General features: G+C 36.5%; 17 protein-coding genes. 12 read left to right on the top strand and 5 right to left on the bottom strand.

Features of this window, described 5'->3' with window-relative positions:
* Positions 1–276: 276 nt before the first annotated feature.
* Complete coding sequence (locus F6K27_RS27840; protein WP_287278939.1) at positions 277–843, top strand: DUF1802 family protein; 567 nt, start codon at positions 277–279, stop codon at positions 841–843.
* A gap of 362 nt (positions 844–1,205) precedes the next feature.
* Complete coding sequence (locus tag F6K27_RS27835; protein WP_287278940.1) at positions 1,206–1,811, top strand: alpha/beta fold hydrolase; 606 nt, start codon at positions 1,206–1,208, stop codon at positions 1,809–1,811.
* Between the two features lie 475 nt (positions 1,812–2,286).
* Here the strand turns inward: F6K27_RS27835 and F6K27_RS27830 are convergent, their stop codons facing one another.
* The gene (locus F6K27_RS27830; RefSeq protein WP_287278941.1) at positions 2,287–2,448 is read right to left on the bottom strand and encodes a hypothetical protein; all 162 of its coding nucleotides are present in this window, start codon (positions 2,446–2,448) and stop codon (positions 2,287–2,289) included.
* A gap of 503 nt (positions 2,449–2,951) precedes the next feature.
* A complete protein-coding gene (locus F6K27_RS27825; RefSeq protein WP_287278942.1) occupies positions 2,952–4,793 on the bottom strand; it encodes a serine/threonine-protein kinase in 1,842 nt (613 codons plus the stop codon).
* Between the two features lie 840 nt (positions 4,794–5,633).
* Between F6K27_RS27825 and F6K27_RS27820 the strand changes: the two genes are divergently transcribed.
* The 5 genes from F6K27_RS27820 to F6K27_RS27800 all read left to right on the top strand — a co-directional run bounded on the left by F6K27_RS27820 (position 5,634) and on the right by F6K27_RS27800 (position 13,249).
* The gene (locus F6K27_RS27820; protein WP_287278943.1) at positions 5,634–6,368 is read left to right on the top strand and encodes an HAD hydrolase-like protein; all 735 of its coding nucleotides are present in this window, start codon (positions 5,634–5,636) and stop codon (positions 6,366–6,368) included.
* 313 nt (positions 6,369–6,681) lie between these two features.
* A complete protein-coding gene (locus tag F6K27_RS27815) occupies positions 6,682–7,821 on the top strand; it encodes a TIGR03364 family FAD-dependent oxidoreductase (RefSeq protein ID WP_287278944.1) in 1,140 nt (379 codons plus the stop codon).
* A gap of 428 nt (positions 7,822–8,249) precedes the next feature.
* Positions 8,250–9,740: a PPC domain-containing protein gene (locus F6K27_RS27810; protein WP_287278945.1), complete on the top strand. Its 1,491-nt coding sequence runs from the start codon at positions 8,250–8,252 to the stop codon at positions 9,738–9,740.
* A 1,794-nt stretch (positions 9,741–11,534) separates the two neighbouring features.
* Positions 11,535–12,542 (top strand): RNA polymerase sigma factor, RpoD/SigA family, encoded by a 1,008-nt coding sequence (locus tag F6K27_RS27805; RefSeq protein WP_287278946.1) that lies wholly within the window; start codon positions 11,535–11,537, stop codon positions 12,540–12,542.
* 248 nt (positions 12,543–12,790) lie between these two features.
* On the top strand, positions 12,791–13,249 hold the full coding sequence (locus tag F6K27_RS27800; protein WP_124145294.1) for a hypothetical protein: 459 nt from the start codon (positions 12,791–12,793) through the stop codon (positions 13,247–13,249).
* Between the two features lie 321 nt (positions 13,250–13,570).
* Here the strand turns inward: F6K27_RS27800 and cobO are convergent, their stop codons facing one another.
* Positions 13,571–14,179, bottom strand: coding sequence for a cob(I)yrinic acid a,c-diamide adenosyltransferase (gene cobO / locus F6K27_RS27795; RefSeq protein WP_124145293.1), 609 nt, complete (start codon positions 14,177–14,179; stop codon positions 13,571–13,573).
* An 845-nt stretch (positions 14,180–15,024) separates the two neighbouring features.
* On the opposite strand from cobO, the gene F6K27_RS27785 reads away from it, so the two are divergent.
* Positions 15,025–15,180: a hypothetical protein gene (locus F6K27_RS27785; RefSeq protein ID WP_240038971.1), complete on the top strand. Its 156-nt coding sequence runs from the start codon at positions 15,025–15,027 to the stop codon at positions 15,178–15,180.
* 93 nt (positions 15,181–15,273) lie between these two features.
* Positions 15,274–15,411, top strand: coding sequence for a hypothetical protein (locus tag F6K27_RS34100; RefSeq protein ID WP_353734926.1), 138 nt, complete (start codon positions 15,274–15,276; stop codon positions 15,409–15,411).
* 58 nt (positions 15,412–15,469) lie between these two features.
* Here F6K27_RS34100 and F6K27_RS27775 read toward each other — a convergent pair whose 3' ends face one another.
* Positions 15,470–15,838: a hypothetical protein gene (locus F6K27_RS27775; protein ID WP_287278948.1), complete on the bottom strand. Its 369-nt coding sequence runs from the start codon at positions 15,836–15,838 to the stop codon at positions 15,470–15,472.
* 491 nt (positions 15,839–16,329) lie between these two features.
* On the opposite strand from F6K27_RS27775, the gene F6K27_RS27770 reads away from it, so the two are divergent.
* The 3 genes from F6K27_RS27770 (at position 16,330) to F6K27_RS27760 (ending at position 17,075) form a co-directional block, all read left to right on the top strand.
* Positions 16,330–16,461, top strand: coding sequence for a hypothetical protein (locus F6K27_RS27770; protein ID WP_287300938.1), 132 nt, complete (start codon positions 16,330–16,332; stop codon positions 16,459–16,461).
* A 102-nt stretch (positions 16,462–16,563) separates the two neighbouring features.
* Positions 16,564–16,785, top strand: a complete 222-nt coding sequence (locus F6K27_RS27765) for a transposase (protein WP_124145291.1) — start codon at positions 16,564–16,566, stop codon at positions 16,783–16,785.
* 62 nt (positions 16,786–16,847) lie between these two features.
* Positions 16,848–17,075 carry a hypothetical protein gene (locus F6K27_RS27760; protein ID WP_287284343.1) on the top strand — a complete coding sequence of 76 codons (228 nt, stop codon included), beginning with the start codon at positions 16,848–16,850 and terminating at the stop codon, positions 17,073–17,075.
* Here the strand turns inward: F6K27_RS27760 and F6K27_RS27755 are convergent.
* Positions 17,056–17,358, bottom strand: a complete 303-nt coding sequence (locus F6K27_RS27755; RefSeq protein ID WP_124145289.1) for a hypothetical protein — start codon at positions 17,356–17,358, stop codon at positions 17,056–17,058. The genes F6K27_RS27760 and F6K27_RS27755 overlap by 20 nt on opposite strands.
* Between the last annotated feature and the right edge of the window lie 278 nt (positions 17,359–17,636).

Here is a 17,636-nt window from a genome sequence, read left to right as displayed (position 1 = left end):
CCCCACCGTCAACGGGGGTGTTCACGCATTACTTGGGGGAGCGTAGACGCGGAGCGGCCCTTCGTTGACTATCCCCATGTAATTTTCCTCCTGTCTCCTGTCTCCTGTCTCCTGTCTCCTTCTTCAATAAAGCAGAAAAGTTTATTTGAACTGATATAGTGTTTCTCCAAAGTCTCTATTTGACATAATTCTAGGAGCCAGAAATAGGAAAGTTAGTTTTATAATAAATAATTAACTAGATTGTATATCACTATCAATTGCTAGAAATAGGTAATTATGGAAACTATTACTGCTGCTCTTAAGGAGTGGAATATTGCTATTAATACTTTAGAAAAAGGCAACACAATTATGTTGTTAAGAAAGGGTGGTATTCAGGAACAGGGCGGTCGTTTTTGTGTTGCGTATAAACAGGTATTACTCTATCCAACTTTTGAACATCAACAGCCAGATTTACTTAAGCCAGAATATGTAAATCAGGTGCAAGTTGTAGATTCAGGTTGGCATCCTGAGAAGATAAAAATTAGTAGTTTTGCTGAGATTACTCATATTTTGCCAGTGAGTGATGAATCTATCTTAAATAAGTTGTTTGTTTATCATATTTGGAATGAAAAATTTGTCAGCGATCGCCTAAAATGGAAACCTCAACAACCACTGTATATTTTACTTTTAAGAACTTATAAACTTTCCCGAAGCTGTGATTTTTTTTATCGTCGTGAATATGGAAGCTGTCGTTCCTGGATAGAGCTAGTTAGACCAATTAATATTACTAACTCAGTTCCTGTTTTTACTGACGATCGTTATCAAAGTTTATCCACAGAAATTTGTCAGATTTTTACCGAATAATTTAGATTTAAAGTATCTTTTTTCATATACTTCGTAAGAGCATTTAGCCATCAGCTATTCGCTATCAGCTATTAATTTTGGGAAAGGTAAAAACAACCTTTGAAATTGAGAAAGAATAAAAAGTTACTGCCAAAGTCCCCGGACTCAATCTTAGAAGTAATTATTCATTACTAATTGCTGATAGCTGACTGCTAATAGCTGTTTGCGCAGCATTCCGTAGGAAATGCTTACTATACTTCTCTTTCTCTACTCCCTCTCCCTACTCCTAGTTCCGGTGCTCATTCTTCCATGAATGTAGCAATATTTTATGAAATTGGTATTACAAACTACTGTAAGATAATGAAATTATCATTAATCAAACTATGAATACCAATATTAATTCTCAATATCTGAATCTGGAAAACGCTCGGATTCATTATCTTGAAACAGGCCCAACAAATTCGGTTAGTGTACTTTTGTTACATGGGGCAAGTTTTAGCGCTCAGACATGGCAAGAAATTGGGACTCTTGAACTTTTAGCTATGACAGGTTATCGAGCAGTTGCTGTAGATATTCCCGGGTATGGTCGTTCTAAAAGAACATCTGTTTCTAGCTTAAGTTTTTTACTAGAATTATTAAATATTTTAAAATTAAATTTTCCAGTTTTAGTATCTCCTTCTATGAGTGGAAGTTATAGCTTACCTTTTGTGATTAATCATGGAGATAAATTAGCAGGTTTTGTCGCGATTGCGACCGTGGGAATTCAACGTTTCCAGAATCAATTAGAAGGAATTGAATTACCCACATTAGCTATTTGGGGAAGTCAGGACCGCATAGTTCCTGTAGTACAAGCAGATCTGTTAGTAAAACTAATGCCAAATTCTCAAAAAGTTATTCTAACTAATGCTGGTCATGCTTGTTATATGAAAGAAACGGAAGAATTTCACAAACATTTAATTAAATTTATTGAAAGCTGTAGAAATAAGTAATTTATATAAATATGTAGGGGATGCTCGAAATATAATGAAAATGCTTAAATATGAATTAATTTAGATGATTAAATACTCCTAATATGGTCATTATAAGTAATTTGTAAAAATATCAAAAAATAGATAAAAAATATTTCATTATTCCCCTTTTACTTGTTCCCTTTTTTCAACATTTGTTTTCTAGGATAACCCTAATAATCAATATATTAATTAATCTTAATTATAGTAATCCTAAATCATTCGCGATAATTTTATTGCTTCAGTATTTCTCATTGCCTATTCCCTGTTCCCTGTTTCCTAAAATCTACAATATCTCACAACTCAAAAAAGATAAATTCCGACCTAATAAATGGTATCAAAGCTATTTATTCTGTACGTCGCCAATCCGACAGTTCCCCTACCTGAGGAGTGACTCCTAAGAAATAACCTAGTTATATCAAATCCGTTTAATTCGGTATAAAAAAATGTTCCATCTTCAACCATTACCAAATATTTCTCGATCTCCCCATCTCCCCAAATTCCCCTCCTGGGAGGGGTTAGGGGTGGGTCCCCATCTCCCCAAATTCCCCTCCTGGGAGGGGTTAGGGGTGGGTCCCCATCTCCCCATCTCCCCATCTCCCCATCTAATTACACCCATGCTACCGGATTTGATATTATTTGTAGCAAATATTTATCAAATTGGTATTATATTCGATTTAATAGAGTTGTTGGGAAATAAAAATTTAAAATGCTCAAAAGCTTACTGTATAAAGCTTTCAGGATTTTACATTTGAAAATAGCTATAAACTTTGACTGATAAGGGTTTTAGCCATTTTTTGTGCTTAATTCCCAACAACTCTAATACTTATAGCAGTTTGCTGTTTGATCAGGTACAAAATGCTGAAGTATTAGACAACACAAACAAAAGAATAGATTTTAATAGAAAACTGTACCTTACTATCTTGAAAAATGCGGTATAAAAAACTGGTATAGCAGTGGAAGGAAAGGTGAGGACATATCAAAAGCTTAAAACTCAGGCAACGCTAGATTTTTTCTTCTTTCCTAGATAACTAAACGCCTTCTTCCTTCTTCCTTCTGCTATAATAAAGAATAGATGGAGTAGTTTTTTGATAACTAATTAAGCAAACATTATAATGATAATTAAGGATGAATACTACCGTCAGGCATGATTGCACCTTTAAGGTCAGTATCTCGGAAATTTGCAGTGTCCAGTTTAGCACCGCGAAGGTTGACACCACGAAGATTCGCACCTCGTAAATAGGCTTTGCTGAGATTAGCATTCGTAAGATTTGCACCCCGTAAGTCCGCACCTTCGAGAGAAGCTTCCCTAAGATTAGCATTCTTCAAGTAGGCACCCAGTAAATTAGCATTTTTGAGATTACTACCTTCGAGATTAGCACTTTCGAGATCGGCATTTTCTAAATTCACGCTGCGATAACCATGACCTTTGTATCCTGCGAGTATAGCATCTTTAAGATTAGCCTGTTTTAACTTAGCACCTTTGAGATTAACACCATCTAATTTGGCATTCTTCAAATTCGCATTTTCGAGATCGGCATTCTCTAACTCAGCACTAAATAAATTTGCGTATCTGAGTTTAGCATTTTTCAGGTTAGCATTTTCTAGCTTGGCATAACCAAGGTTAGCTCCCCACAAATTAGTATCTCGAAGATTTGCTTGACTCAGGTTCACATTCCACAGATTAGCATACCCTAGATTAGCATACCCTAGATTAGCAGACTGTAAATTTGCGTATCTGAGTTTAGCACCTCTCAAGTCAGCATTTGATAAATTAGCAGATGATAGGTTAATACCTCCCAAAGTTGCTTTCCATAGATCGGCATCTTCGAGGTTAGCATTATTGAGATCGGCACCTTCTAGACTAGCATCTTTGAGGTTGACATTTTTTAAGTTTGCATAAGCTAAGTTAACATTGTTTAACTCACACCGAGGACACTGACCTGTTTGCAATAAAACTTGCTGCAAATGCTGCTTTCTCGCATTAGAACGAGATATTTCTAGCTCTATCCGAGAATTTAACCATTTATTTTCACCCCAGGTTGTTAGTGCTGCCATGGTACTAGAAAATGCTATTAGGAACAAACTAATTGTTGCTACTCCAGCAAATATTTTTGTAGTTTTTTTCCTGCCAAATTGCATTGTTTGAGTTTTCATATTTTCTGCATTATCAATAGATTTCAGCGTGTGGAGAGCAATATCAGCATTGGGGAAGCGATGTTTTGAATTTGGTTCCAGCATTTTTTTTAGCCAATTAACAAATGCTGGTTCTAGTTTTGGCAGTAATTTCTTAAAATTAATTCGATAGCTATCATCAACTAATTTGCCGATTTCACTGGATTTTGTATTAGTTAATAAACAGATTAAAGTTGCACCTAAACTGTACAAATCTGATGCTTTTGTGAGTTCCCTGTTGAACAATTGTTCTGGTGGCATAAATCCTAAAGTGCCTTTGACTGCACTACTAATTGCTACATTACCATACCCACTGCGGGCAAATCCAAAATCTACCAGGTAAACTTTTAGTTGAGTAACGTTGCGTTCAACTAAGATATTTTCTGGTTTAATATCCCGATGAATAATTGGTGGTACTTGTTGTTGTAGGTAAACTAAAACTTCTAATACTGATTGAGCAATTTGTTTAATTTCTGCTACTGTCCAATGCTTTGTTGGGTCAAGAGAGGGGGCATTTTTGTACTCTTGTACTAAGCAAAAGCCATTTTCTGTTTCAAATGAATCTAGATAACGTGGAATACTAGAATGATTGAGTTGTTGGAGTAGTTCAATTTCTCGATGATAACTATCATATTCTGCCCAATTGGCAAATTGATATTGTTTAGTTACAACAGGTGTTTTTGTCGTAGTATCAGTTGATAAATAAGTAATGCGACCTCCATTTGGATTACAACCTAGTTCTTGTTGAACTTGATAACGTTGGTTAAAAAACTCTGGCAGATTCGTCATAATTAGTAATTTTTTTAGACCTTTGATACATTGGACAAAAAATTGAACCTTAAATATTGTAGCTTTGAATTAGTAGTTATATTATGTCCATGTCCGGTTGATTACTTATAAATAAAATGACGGGGGAGTCAGGAGTCAGGAGTCAGGAGTCAGCAGGGAAGAAAGAAGGAAGAAGATAAAAGTGGATGAGGATGCTAAAAGAAGCTACTATCCTTTACCTTTAACTATTCCCAAACAATTATAGACACCGAAGCAACTGTTGGTTGTTAAATTTATAATAGACAAAGATAATATTAACAGATTAAGCATCTAATGGATAATAGAATGAACAAAATTTGCCATTTCATTTGACAAGTTTAATATTACTTATCAGTTTTACCAATATCTTATTTTTGTAAGCATTTCCTCCGGAATGCTGCGCAAACAGCCGTCAGCTATCAGCCATCAGCTATTGCTTCTTTTTAGTTATAGATAAAAGCTTTACTAATTGAATAAGAATTAAATTTTAATATAAAAGGCCTTTAAAGTCTATATATTAAGATCCCCTCATAAAAGCTTATAGCTGACAGCTTATAGCTGAATGCTTACTTATTTTTAGATATCATCTGCTATAACTTTAAATGAAAAATTAATCAAGAGACTTTTATGAAGACATCTCTATAAAACAACGATTAAAAAAAAGGCTTATGTAATTTATGGAAATTTATATTAGATATCTTCAAAAATAAAAAATCAAATCAATTATGATGATAGATCATCAATTATTTCCCCCTTTTCCCTGTTCTATTTTCCCTGTAAATGTCTATTATAGTGTTTATATTAATTCCCAAAAATTTACTTATGCCAAAAGTTAAATTAGTAGTCTTTGATATGGCAGGTACGACTGTCAAAGACCAAAATGAAGTCCAAAATTGTTTTTTAGAAGCTGCTGCAACTACAGGACTTGATGCAAAACCAGAACGCGTTAATTCAATGATGGGATGGTCGAAAAAATTAGTTTTTGAAACACTTTGGCAAGCACAAATAGGTCAAGAACATCCTGATTATCCTGCTAAAGTTGAAACTTCTTTTACTAAATTCAAAGAAATCCTGGAAAATCACTATAAAACTCAGTTTATCGAACCAACAAAGGGGTGCTTAGAAATTTTTACTTGGTTGCGATCGCAAAATATAAAAATTGCTTTAACAACTGGATTTTATCGAGAAGTAACTAACATTATTTTACACCGTTTAGAATGGGACAAAAAGTTAAATAGTGATTATATTGGAGACAAAAAATCAATTATTCAAGCCTCTATTACTCCCACAGAAATTTATAATAATGAAGGTCGCCCGACACCTTACATGATTCAAAAAGCCATGTATAAACTAGGGATAAAAGACTCACAAACTGTCATTAAAATTGGGGATACTCCTTCTGACTTAGAAGCAGGGATTAATGCTAATTGTTTATATACTTTTGGTGTAACAAATGGTACTCATACAAAAGAACAATTAGCACAATACCGCAATGATGGATTACTCAATTCGCTCTTAGAGTTAAAAGACAAAATTAGACACCTCCTCCATGCATAGGGAGTAGACAGTAGGCAGTAGGTAGTAGGCAGTAGGCAGTAGGCAGTAGGGAGAAATAATTGATAATTTCTGTGTGAGAATTGATTTTATTTTTGATTTTTACCAGATGTCTATTGCACATTTATTAGAATAATATAAAATCCGGTTATACAGTTATCGCACTTTCTACTTCCATTCAATGCAGACATAAAATGCCAGAATATCCCCAGATAATTCCAACTTTCATCCTTTCTTCCTACTGACTCCTGACTCCTTACTCCTCTCATCATACAATAACTAATTATCCAGATACCATATAAGTAGGAAATAAAATATGACTCAAATTCATCAAGCAGATGTTATCGTTGTCGGTGCAGGTATCGTTGGTTTAGCTCACGCTTTAGCAGTTGCCAAACTTGGTCTCAAAGTAGTAGTCTTTGAAAGAAATCCTTATGCAGTAGGAGCATCTATTCGTAACTTTGGTATGATTTGGCCAATTGGACAGCCATATGGAGAATTACGCGATCGCGCTCTCAAGTCAAGAGAAATTTGGTTAGAAGTCGGAGCAAAAGCAGGTTTTCATTTAGACCGATGCGGTTCCCTACATCTTGCCTACCGAGAAGATGAACTACAAGTAATCAAGGAATTCATAGAAACTACAACTCAACAAGAACAAGAGACATTAGCTTTGCTCACACCCGAGCAAGTAGCAGAAAAAACTCCTGCCGTAATTACTGACGGTTTATTAGGAGCATTGTGGAGCGCAACAGAAATAATAGTTGACCCCAGAGAAGCAATCAAAAAAATACCTGGTTTTTTATCAGCAGAATACAATGTTGAATTCAAATTCGGCACAGTTGTCACAGAAATTTCCCATCCTTATCTGATAGCAAGTGGAGAAAAATGGCAAGCAGATCGTATTTTTGTTTGTAGTGGGGTTGACTTTGAAACTTTATATCCTGATACTTTTGCTAACAGTGGAATAACGAAAGTAAAATTACAAATGATGCGAACAGTACCTCAACCTGAAAATTGGCGTGCTGGTGTGGCATTATGTGGTGGGTTAACCTTGACTCATTACACTTCTTTTGCTCATTGTCCTTCTTTAGCAACACTCAAAACCAGAATTGAAACAGAAACTCCCCATTTTCCTGAGTGGGGAATTCATGTAATGATGTCACAAAATGCAGCAGGTGAATTAATTATTGGTGATTCCCATGAATACGGTTTGAACCCAGAACCTTTCGACCGAGTACAAATCAATCAATATATATTAGATTACTTGAAAAAATTTGCTCAGGTTCCTGAGTTAGAAATTACCGAAACTTGGCATGGAGTTTATGCCAAACTTCCAGGCAAAACTGAATTTATCACTCAACCAGAAACGGGAGTCACAATTATTAACGCCTTGAGTGGAGCAGGTATGACTTTATCCTTTGGTTTAGCAACAGAAGTAGTGGAAAAAATGCTGTAAAAGGAAGAAGGAAGAAGGAAGAAGGAAGAAGAAAAAATCAGACAACGTAAGATTTTTAATACCATTTATGAATAGACATCTCCAGAAAAGAGGGAACAGAGAACAGGGAACCCACCCCTAACCCCTCCCAGGAGGGGAGTAATTGATAATTTATGGTTAATAATTGATTTGATTTTGGATTTTTGGAGATGTCTAATAGTAATGCTATGTTTGATTACCACCTCCCCATCTCCCCATCTCCCCATCTCCCCATCTCTCCATCTCCCCATCTCCCCATCTCCCCATCTCCCCATCTCCCCACCTCCCCATGAAACCTTTTTAACAAGAAAAAAGTCTTATAATAATAGTAGCTTCTTAAGTTTAAAAGAATTTGCAAATGCCTAAAAAACTTGAGAATTCATCAACATAATGTAAAAAAAACATCAACAATGGCAGAAATTTCAGCACTTCAAATTGATTCTAATCAAATTAATCTTGTACCAGGATTTACCGTTTCATTATTCGGCACTTTAGGAGCAACAGATGGCTTTGATTCTTATGATATTACTATCAATGAACCTCAATTATTAGAGGTTAACTTGTTCGATATTATCACCAGTGCGGATATCATAGTAAATGATAGTAATGGAAATCCTATTCCTGGTGGAGCAGGAAGTCAACCACTTTCTACCCCAGAAAATTTTACCATTCCTCTCAATCCTGGTAACTATCAAGTATTAGTGTTTCAACCACTGAATGATTTTGCTCTAGGAGGTACAAATTATCAACTTGATTTAGCCTCTATTAGTTCCAACAACCCACCAATAAATCCGCCCATCAACCCACCAGTAAATCCACCAGTAAACCCTCCCATAAATCCGCCAGTAAATCCTCCTGGTTTTACCGATAATACTAACAATAGTATAAACACGGCCACTCCTTTAGGTAGTATATTTCCCGAAATACCCATAACTCGCTCGGCGACAATTAATGATTTTGACACTGTAGACTACTATCGCGTTACAGTTGAGCAACCCATAACTTCAGGAGTTGCCTTACAAAATATTACTGGCAATCTTGATGTAGAAGTATTAGATAGCAATGGTAACTTAATTGCCAGTGGTAACAACCTGGGGTCATCAAATGAGGCATTTCAGGCACCCTTCTTTACCCCCGGCGAATATTTTATTAATGTTTTCCAAACTGCTCCTGGTATTACCAGTAACTATGATTTAACCCTATTTCCAGCAAGTGCAAACATTAGTCCTCCGCCACCCCCAAATCCTCAACCAACTCCACCACCCCCAAATCCTCAACCAACTCCACCACCCCCAAATCCTCAACCACCAGTTCCAGCAAACCCTAACCCAGTTCCACCACCCCCAAACTCTAATCCAATACCACAAATCATCAGTTTTGATGGACAGATAGATGGAAGTGATGAAGTTGTGAGAAATCGTGAAGACACAAGTTTCGTTTTTAAAGAGGATTTTCTATTAAATGCTACACCAGGTACTCCATTAACAATCGATCTTACTGGTATAAATAGTGGTTTTGACCCCTTATTAGAAGTTTATCAACTGCCCCCAAATACTCCTGTGCTTGAGGCTAACCAACAAGCTATTTTAGTTGCAGCTAACGATAATGGTGGTGGTGGTGTCAATGCTATAATTGGACCGGGAGCGCCATCAGATGTAACAATTCTTTCACCAGGAACCAATACTCCTATAAGTGTTCCTGCGGAGTTAACTTTAGCACCAGAGTTTCAATATCTATTGCGTCTGACTTATACAGAGCTACCTATTATTCCTGTTGGAGGTTTTTCTTTAAATGCAAGTGTCCCTGATGGTTTTATTAGTCTTGCTCCAGTCAGATTAGGAGTTACTGTAGGCGATCCAATTGTGGCAGGAGATCCGTCAATCAATGAGTTTCCTGATTGAGGAAGCTTTTTCTAAAAAAAGCAGGAAACACCGGATCTGGGAACAGGAAACAGTAGGAAAAATATTTCCCTGTCTAAAGACCATTATCAGTATAAGTCCTAACCTATCTGTCTATTGCTATACTAAAAATCATCATTGAGGAAGTAGAAAGAAGTAGTCAATAGTCACTTAGAACCCGTTCCTAGGGGAATCTACAGTAGTCTGTAAGCAGTCAATGGGAATTTTAAGCCCACAAACCCCATTGGCATCACGGGTGAGGTGTGAGGTATTATGTTAAGTTAGGCATAAAAAAATGTCCATCTTCAAATGTTACTAAATCTTGTTTTATCTTTATCCCTCCTGAAGAGGCGACTCCTATCACCTAACGAATTTATACCAATGCTACAGGATTTGATATTAAATCCATAAAGCATAAGGATAAAGATCGACTTTTTAGAGGCACAGTAATATTGTGTCCCGTTGAAAATTATTACCTATCAGGAAATGTTGCAAGATTTAAATTGATAGAGCGAGGTTCGATGAATTAATTCTCGCTCTCAAATCTACACCCAATATGGCCTACATGACAATAGAGTCAAAAGAGCACAAAAAAGTTACAGCATTTTTCATTTAATGTAGACTACAAAATTCTTTTTGCAAGCGGGAGTAGTGAGTAATATCATGTCCGGATAATTTAATGTAGACTACAAAATTCTTTTTGCAATCGGGAGTAGTGAGTAATATCATGTCCGGATAATTAGTGATAAAAAAACTTTCTCCTTTTCCTCCTCTTTATTCTTTTTTTCTTCTTCTTTATTGCTTCTTTCTTACCTCCTGACTCCTCTGTCATTTATTTATAACTGTTCAACCGGACATGATATAGCGGTGCTGCCCCGCGTCGGCGACAGACACAAGCGGTAGGAACCCGGTGAGGTCTCCTGTCCCTCCAGGACGTTCAGCGTTAACGTAGTTGTGCGCTAGCAAACGCCATGGGAACGGCGACCAAGAGAGGGAGTAGAAAAATGCTTTGGCCACTATAGTCTATCTATGTGAAAACCGCCATAACTCAATCAAAGCTAAGTTATCTTTTTTGATTGATGCAAAAATCAGCTTTTTGTGCTATAATGTAATACATAATTAGAGAATAATTATAGTTAAAAAATCTATAGTTTTTAGGTGGTATTTCTCAAGAGATGCTAATAAAAGGTACAAACAGACGAATTATGATTGCCTTTTGTCAAATGCGGAGAATAGTTCGGTTATCTCTATGTTCTGAGAGTTGCCTGTTAGGAGCTGGTTGAGCCATTATCGATGTATGAGAAATAACTTAAATAATAATATTACCAAAGTTTTGCGGAAATGGTTAAGGATAGATTGCAGTTAATCTAATCTACTAGTAGTTTTAAGGACAAATTAAAATTTCTACTTATTAAGATGAACATTTCGCCTTTAAATTTACTCTAGATTTGTATTACAAAGAAGAAAAGCGGACTCATACTGAGTTTACTTTAATAGAGGAAATAAAGTATAATTATTGTCAATGTAAATAATGTAAAAATAAAATTTACCTTATAAGTCCATTCAGCGAATCGACCAAGAGAAAAGAGAATATTCCCGATCTCAAGCCTCCTTATTGTAGAGGTACTGAAGTCCGCAGCTCCGACCCAGGAAGCTAACTGATAACTGAAATGACCACTTGATGGCATATGTGTAGGGATGGGAAAGCCTATTCTCATGTAGTTGTATCTCAAATTCTTCCCATTGTAGGAACACACAATAACTACTGCGATATTTAAAATAAGGAGTTTATGAAAAATGTCAACACTAAATCAAGAAAAGAAGAAAACTCAAAAGACAAGCAAATCAAGTCCTCGCTCCTACTCCTCAATGGATACAGTTCGTACTTATCTACATGAGATTGGCCGTGTACCACTTCTGACTCGTGAGGAAGAAATTGTGTATGGCAAGAAAGTTAAGTACATGATGCAACTTTTGGAGTCAAAGGAAAAATTAGAGGAGAAGCTAGACAGAGCAGCAACTCAGGAAGAATGGGCAGAATTTTTACAGTTAAGTGAAGAAGCACTAAACCAAACAATAAAGCATGGTCGCCGTGCCAAGCAAAAAATGATTGAAGCTAACCTTCGCTTAGTAGTAGCGATCGCTAAAAAGTACCAAAAACGAAATATGGAATTCTTGGATCTTATTCAAGAAGGTACTTTAGGTTTAGAGCGAGGAGTCGAAAAATTTGACCCCATGCGAGGTTACAAATTTTCTACTTATGCTTACTGGTGGATACGTCAAGCAATTACCAGAGCGATCGCACAACAAGCTCGTACTATTCGCTTACCTATTCACATTACTGAAAAGCTCAACAAAATCAAAAGAGTTCAGAGAGAACTAATTCAAAGTTTGGGTCGTACCCCAACTCCTTCTGAAATTGCTGAAGCTTTAGAACTAGAACCTTCTCAAATTAGAGAATATCTCTTGATGGCCCGCCATCCCATATCGTTGGATTTACGAGTAGGAGATAATCAGGACACTGAACTGCAAGAACTTTTAGAGGACGAAGCATCTTCTCCAGATGACTATATTACTCGTGAGTTGTTGCGCCAAGACTTAAATACTCTACTAGGAGAATTGACCGATCAACAACGTCGTGTATTAATATTACGTTTTGGTCTTGAGGATGGTAGAGAAATGTCTTTGGCTAAAGTGGGAGAGAGACTACAACTTAGTCGCGAGCGAGTCCGTCAACTAGAACATCAAGCTCTGGCCCATTTGCGTCGTCGTCAAGCTAAGGTGCGGGAATATGTCGCTAGTTAGGTATTAAAATCTGCCTAAAATCGATCCCTCTATTGTCAATATCAAATTTTGATCGTTCCTTGTAGAGATAGTTATTTTTAATGATTATCTCTACAAGGATTTTTTTTGATTTATTATCTACCTTTAGTAACTATTGGAAGAAATAACTTTTGTTAACAGTTGAGAAACTAACACAATTTGTTAAAAAATAGATTTTTATCCTTTTCTACAGATATGATAATGATGTAGATAATAACTAAGTAATATTCGTGATTTTTAGGTTAGTGGCGATCGCCACCTACTTAATATTGACCTATAGTACAGCAAATAGGCCAATAGTACAGTATAAAACTATTTCTCTTAAATTCAAGGAAGAAAGACCAAAGTTTTCCTCACAAACAAATGAAGATCGTACATTGCTCAGTGATGGAATTTACCTTTTTGGTCAGTCTTCTCAACCAGAGAAAATTCAGAATGAGTATTTTGTATTTCAGTTAGAAAATGGTAAGGTAATAGGCGCTCTTTATCTACCCCATTCAGCTTTTTATTGCTTTTATGGATTTTATAAGCAAAATAGCTTAGATGTAAAAGTTGTAGATAGTTATGATAATACTGCTTCTGACTACATAGTAGATTTAGAGAAATATTACCCCATAAATCAAGTTAGTGAGAATGATGCCAGGATATTAAATACTTGCCAAACTAACTATCAAAATTTGGCTTGGTAATACTTGTTGTTAAAACTCAAAGCTCAAAAGTTAGATTTTATGGACTTAAAACTTGGAAGCTATATTCAATAACTAATAATTAATAATTAATAATTAGTAATTACCTCTTTTTGAAAGGAAGAGGATTGACGTTTAAGGAAAATTTTTTCTTTTTTCTCCTTTATAAGAAGGAGAGGGTTTAAACCTTAATTATTTGGTAATAATTCAGCAATTATTCAGCAATTATTTCACATTATCGGGAACAAAACTAATTTATGCTGATTAAGATTTTAATCGAATCTAAAGTTTGCCATTTTAACTAATTCTTTGTTCCTACTAATATTAATACTCAATACCAGGTTGCGCCCTCACACCTTGCTCTCTAAAAGGATGCTTAATCATTTTCATTTCTGTAACTAAATCCGCCCTTTCAATTAATTCTGGAGGGGCACCCCTACCTGTAAGAATAACATGAGAATCTTCAGGTTTCTCTTCTAACCCAGTTAACAAATCTTCTAACTTTAAATAACCCAATTTCAAACTAACATTCACCTCATCAAGTAATACTAATTTAAACTCTGGGTTGCGGATATAAGACAAAGCCAAATTCCAAGCTTCATAAACTTTTTGAATATCGCGATCGCGGTCTTGAGTCTCCCAAGTAAACCCTTCACCTAAAGCATGAAAAGATATTTGTTCGCCCCATTTAGTAAACACTGCTTTTTCTGCGGGTTCCCAAGCACCTTTAATAAATTGAACTATTGCCACTCGATAACCATGACCCAAGGAGCGCATCACCATACCCAATGCTGCTGTAGTTTTGCCTTTACCGTTACCAGTATTGACAATAACTAAGCCTTTTTCCAGAGCAGCTTGAGATACTCGTTGTTCTTGTACTTCTTTGCGGCGCTGCATTTTCTGTTTGTATTGCTCAGGAGTTAGGGATGTCATTTCAGTTAACAGTTATCAGTTATCAGTGTACAAAATAGTTTTTTATCACAATTAGTATTAATTTGTCAATTTAGTAATTTTTCCTGATTTTGGTAGATAATTGTATGATAGACATCTCCAGAAAATAAACTTGCCCTTTATTTACTATAAACTAGAGTGTAATAACTCAAAAAATCATTTTCCGTGTTTTTCTCCTAAAAATATCTTCCCTGTTCCCTCCATACCTATTCCCTACTTTTACAAAAAGTCTATATCTTTTTCGGGTAGTAATGCATAGTAATGATCTAAGTGATTAAACTAGCATTATAGTGATCAACAAAATACCAAATTGCACCAATATGATTGTCGAGAGATTTTGAGAATGATCAAGTTTTACTTACTCAGCTGGAAACTCTTTGACGTCAAGTATGATTGAATCGTTCAATATAACTTGTATCACCAGTTTCTTGGCCAACCCCACGGTGACGCTTACTGGGTAATACTTGATTTACCGCCAACCTCCACAGTATTTTGGCGTGATCAACAGTGGAGGGAAGAAGGACTAATTGAGAATATTAGGGATATCCTGTACGCTCAAATAGGTCAACAGGTAAAAAAAAGGCAAATAGACAACTTTAATGATCATTGATTCCCAAGCCGTGAAAAATACTTGTAATGACAGTTTAGAGTCCAAGGGGTGTTGTTTTGAATTAGCCACCAATGGAATTAAACGGCATCTAGCCGTCGATACTCTCGGTTTTCCTTCTTGCTCCGTCCTTACTCTGAGGTTTCCTCAGAGCGGGCGGTGCGCTTTTTTTGTCCATTGCACCAAAGCATCGGTCTGTGATCATGTCGGATTAATTGAGATGTTCTCAAATAATATCGACTACTTTAAATCCCAGCCAGTTAACATTCCGAAAATCACCATTCTACTGGATAATGGATATCATCCTCAAAAAATTATGGAGGAGTTGAAAAAAGTTGCTCCGGCAATTATGACGAAGATTCCCTTGAAACTGTAGCCTAAACCATCAAAAGCTCAAAAGAATCAACAAGGCAAAACAGGATTTGTACCCGTCACAGCTAGGTGGGTGATAGAAAGAACCAATTCCTGGATGGAAAGATGTAAAAGTTTAGTAAAAAATGTTGTTTGCGCAGCATTCGGCAGGAAAACAACTCTTGCTCATGGTGCCACCAAAATTAATGTTTGTTTTGTCAGGCTGATGTTGAAGAGATTAGTGGCGATCGCCTAATTTCTTCGAGAACCTAAATGGTTTCTATAAGGACTTTTTGGAAATATCATACCCTAATTTACCAACGCCAATATTTTTTACCATCAATGATGATATAACTCCTATCTTTCTCAATTTTGTACTTTGAGGTTATTTCGTCAATTTGTTGTTCGCTTTGAACTTCCGCCAAAGTTATCGTATTAAGAATCTCAGCCTTACTCAGGTAAAAGTTGAAATCTTGATTGTCGATTACCATATCCATAGCCCAAATTGTATCCCCATCAGACTGCTGAACTTCCTGTAAAGCATCAAAGCCTATTTTTGAGAACTCCCGCATAAATTTGCCCAGGTGATAGTTTTGAATATTCAGGTTTTGTGTGGTTCCAGTTACTTTAACATCCACATCATCGGTAATTTTCTTACAGCACTTTTCATATGGGTGAACCACGTTAATTGTAAAATATAACTAAACACAAATATAGTTATCTAGAGCGATGTAGCTGTCGCACTTGCTCCGCCAACGCCAATCCTGAAAAATGGCCAGACCATATTCACGCTTATTTACGTCTTCGTGTGATTAGAGCCGATCAAAATCAAGAAGGTTCTCAACGTCAAATAGCGCAAAGATTTCAAGTTAGCTTGAGTTTTGTCCGTAATTTATGAAGGCATTATAGAACCACAGGAACTGTAAATCCAAAGCAACATGGAGGAGGACCAAAGATTAAAATTGATGGCAATTTTGATTCTTTAATGAGCGCAGCAAATCCAACAAAAACCGGATATTTTACTTTGTGAGTTATGGGAATATTTAGAAATTAGAACCGGAGTCAAAGTGAGTGTATCAACAATGTATCAAATTTTCAAAAAATTCAATATAAGTAGAAAAAAAAAGTCTTTATGCTTCAGAACAAGAGAGAGAAGATATTAAACAAAAACGCTATGAGTATGGAAAATGGCGCTGATTTAGTAGACATAAATAATTTGGTTTTTGTTGACGAATCAGGGGTTAATTTAGGGATGATATCATGTTCCCCTCCGGGGGAGCTACGAATTGCGGATAATCAGTTATAATAAACCTTCTGCCTTCTAACCTTGCTCTTTCCCTTCAGCATAGCTGCCCTCTGCCTTCTGCTTTTAGTCCACAGATATTATAAGTATTCAACCGAACATGATATGACTCGTCTTGATGGTCCAGCAAAAGTAGGAGAGAGAGTAGTTACCAATGCCCCTAGAAATCAAGGTAAGAATACAAGTGTTTTAGGAGCTTTAAGTCTAGATGGTCTAATTGCATCAATGACAGTAATTGGTAGTACAAATAGAAATGTATTTGAAACATATATAAAGCAGATTTTAGTACCTCAACTATGGCGCTTGGGCAATTGTACTGATGGATAATTTAAGTGTCCACAAAGGTTCTAGAATTCAAGAGTTAATTTCCGTATAGAGGAGCCAAGTTAATGTTCTTACCTGCATACTCACTAGATTTGTCACCCATTGAACTATGTTGGTCAAAATTTAAAGAGTTTCTCGGTTCTCGTCAAGCTCTTTCCTCAGGAACAATTAGATCGAGTTATCAGCGAAGCGTTGGCGGAGCAAGTGCGGCAGCTACATCGCTCAAATTACTGAAGATGATGCCATGGGGAATGTTTGAACATTGTGGTTTATTCATCTCAAAAGCGCTGTAATCAAATCCCCCAATTCCCCGGGTATATTGGCCACACTGGTATTGGGAAGCGGATCTGCCACAAGCACCTGCTGGGGTAACAGGTTCTCAGGAAGATGTTCTTGTTCAATATAATAAGCCCAACTCAGAGCAAACAACCCACCTAAAGAATGACCAAAGAGATAAGTATCCACCGGAACGTTAGCCAAATTAGCTTTTTGGTAGGCGGAGCTAACGCTTTTTAGTGCATTTTTCAGCCATTTCTCTTGGGAGTCAATCAAACATAAGCAGGCAGAGTAGCCCAAAATGCACCTTCCACAGTCAAGCGCGTATCTGGAAGGAGGTCAATATCAGGAACGCGATACATTGGGTCTGCAATCTGACAGACTGCATTCAGAGCTGAAGCAACTGCACCCTCTTGCCAACCCGTTAGGTGAGAAAGCTAGTCCCCAACAATATAGAACCCCTAACCGTATCTTCATATAAATATCAAGTTTTTTTGACTAGGAGACAGCTATACTGGAGACAGGAGACAGAAGGTAAGAGAGAAAAGGTTAAGAGGGAAGATTTGGGGAGAGATAAT

Source organism: Okeania sp. SIO2F5 (assembly GCF_010692685.1).
GTDB lineage: Bacteria > Cyanobacteriota > Cyanobacteriia > Cyanobacteriales > Microcoleaceae > Okeania > Okeania hirsuta.
This window is presented reverse-complemented; position numbering and strand designations above follow the sequence as displayed.

Excerpts from the sequence above, each read along its gene's own strand:
- F6K27_RS27840 (WP_287278939.1), top strand. The coding sequence starts at position 277 with ATGGAAACTATTACTGCTGCTCTTAAGGAGTGGAATATTGCTATTAAT.
- F6K27_RS27835 (WP_287278940.1), top strand. The coding sequence starts at position 1,206 with ATGAATACCAATATTAATTCTCAATATCTGAATCTGGAAAACGCTCGG.
- F6K27_RS27830 (WP_287278941.1), bottom strand. The coding sequence starts at position 2,448 with ATGGGTGTAATTAGATGGGGAGATGGGGAGATGGGGAGATGGGGACCC.
- F6K27_RS27825 (WP_287278942.1), bottom strand. The coding sequence starts at position 4,793 with ATGACGAATCTGCCAGAGTTTTTTAACCAACGTTATCAAGTTCAACAA.
- F6K27_RS27820 (WP_287278943.1), top strand. The coding sequence starts at position 5,634 with ATGCCAAAAGTTAAATTAGTAGTCTTTGATATGGCAGGTACGACTGTC.
- F6K27_RS27815 (WP_287278944.1), top strand. The coding sequence starts at position 6,682 with ATGACTCAAATTCATCAAGCAGATGTTATCGTTGTCGGTGCAGGTATC.
- F6K27_RS27810 (WP_287278945.1), top strand. The coding sequence starts at position 8,250 with ATGGCAGAAATTTCAGCACTTCAAATTGATTCTAATCAAATTAATCTT.
- F6K27_RS27805 (WP_287278946.1), top strand. The coding sequence starts at position 11,535 with ATGTCAACACTAAATCAAGAAAAGAAGAAAACTCAAAAGACAAGCAAA.
- cobO (WP_124145293.1), bottom strand. The coding sequence starts at position 14,179 with ATGACATCCCTAACTCCTGAGCAATACAAACAGAAAATGCAGCGCCGC.
- F6K27_RS27785 (WP_240038971.1), top strand. The coding sequence starts at position 15,025 with ATGTTCTCAAATAATATCGACTACTTTAAATCCCAGCCAGTTAACATT.
- F6K27_RS34100 (WP_353734926.1), top strand. The coding sequence starts at position 15,274 with ATGGAAAGATGTAAAAGTTTAGTAAAAAATGTTGTTTGCGCAGCATTC.
- F6K27_RS27770 (WP_287300938.1), top strand. The coding sequence starts at position 16,330 with ATGAGTATGGAAAATGGCGCTGATTTAGTAGACATAAATAATTTGGTT.
- F6K27_RS27765 (WP_124145291.1), top strand. The coding sequence starts at position 16,564 with ATGACTCGTCTTGATGGTCCAGCAAAAGTAGGAGAGAGAGTAGTTACC.
- F6K27_RS27760 (WP_287284343.1), top strand. The coding sequence starts at position 16,848 with ATGTTCTTACCTGCATACTCACTAGATTTGTCACCCATTGAACTATGT.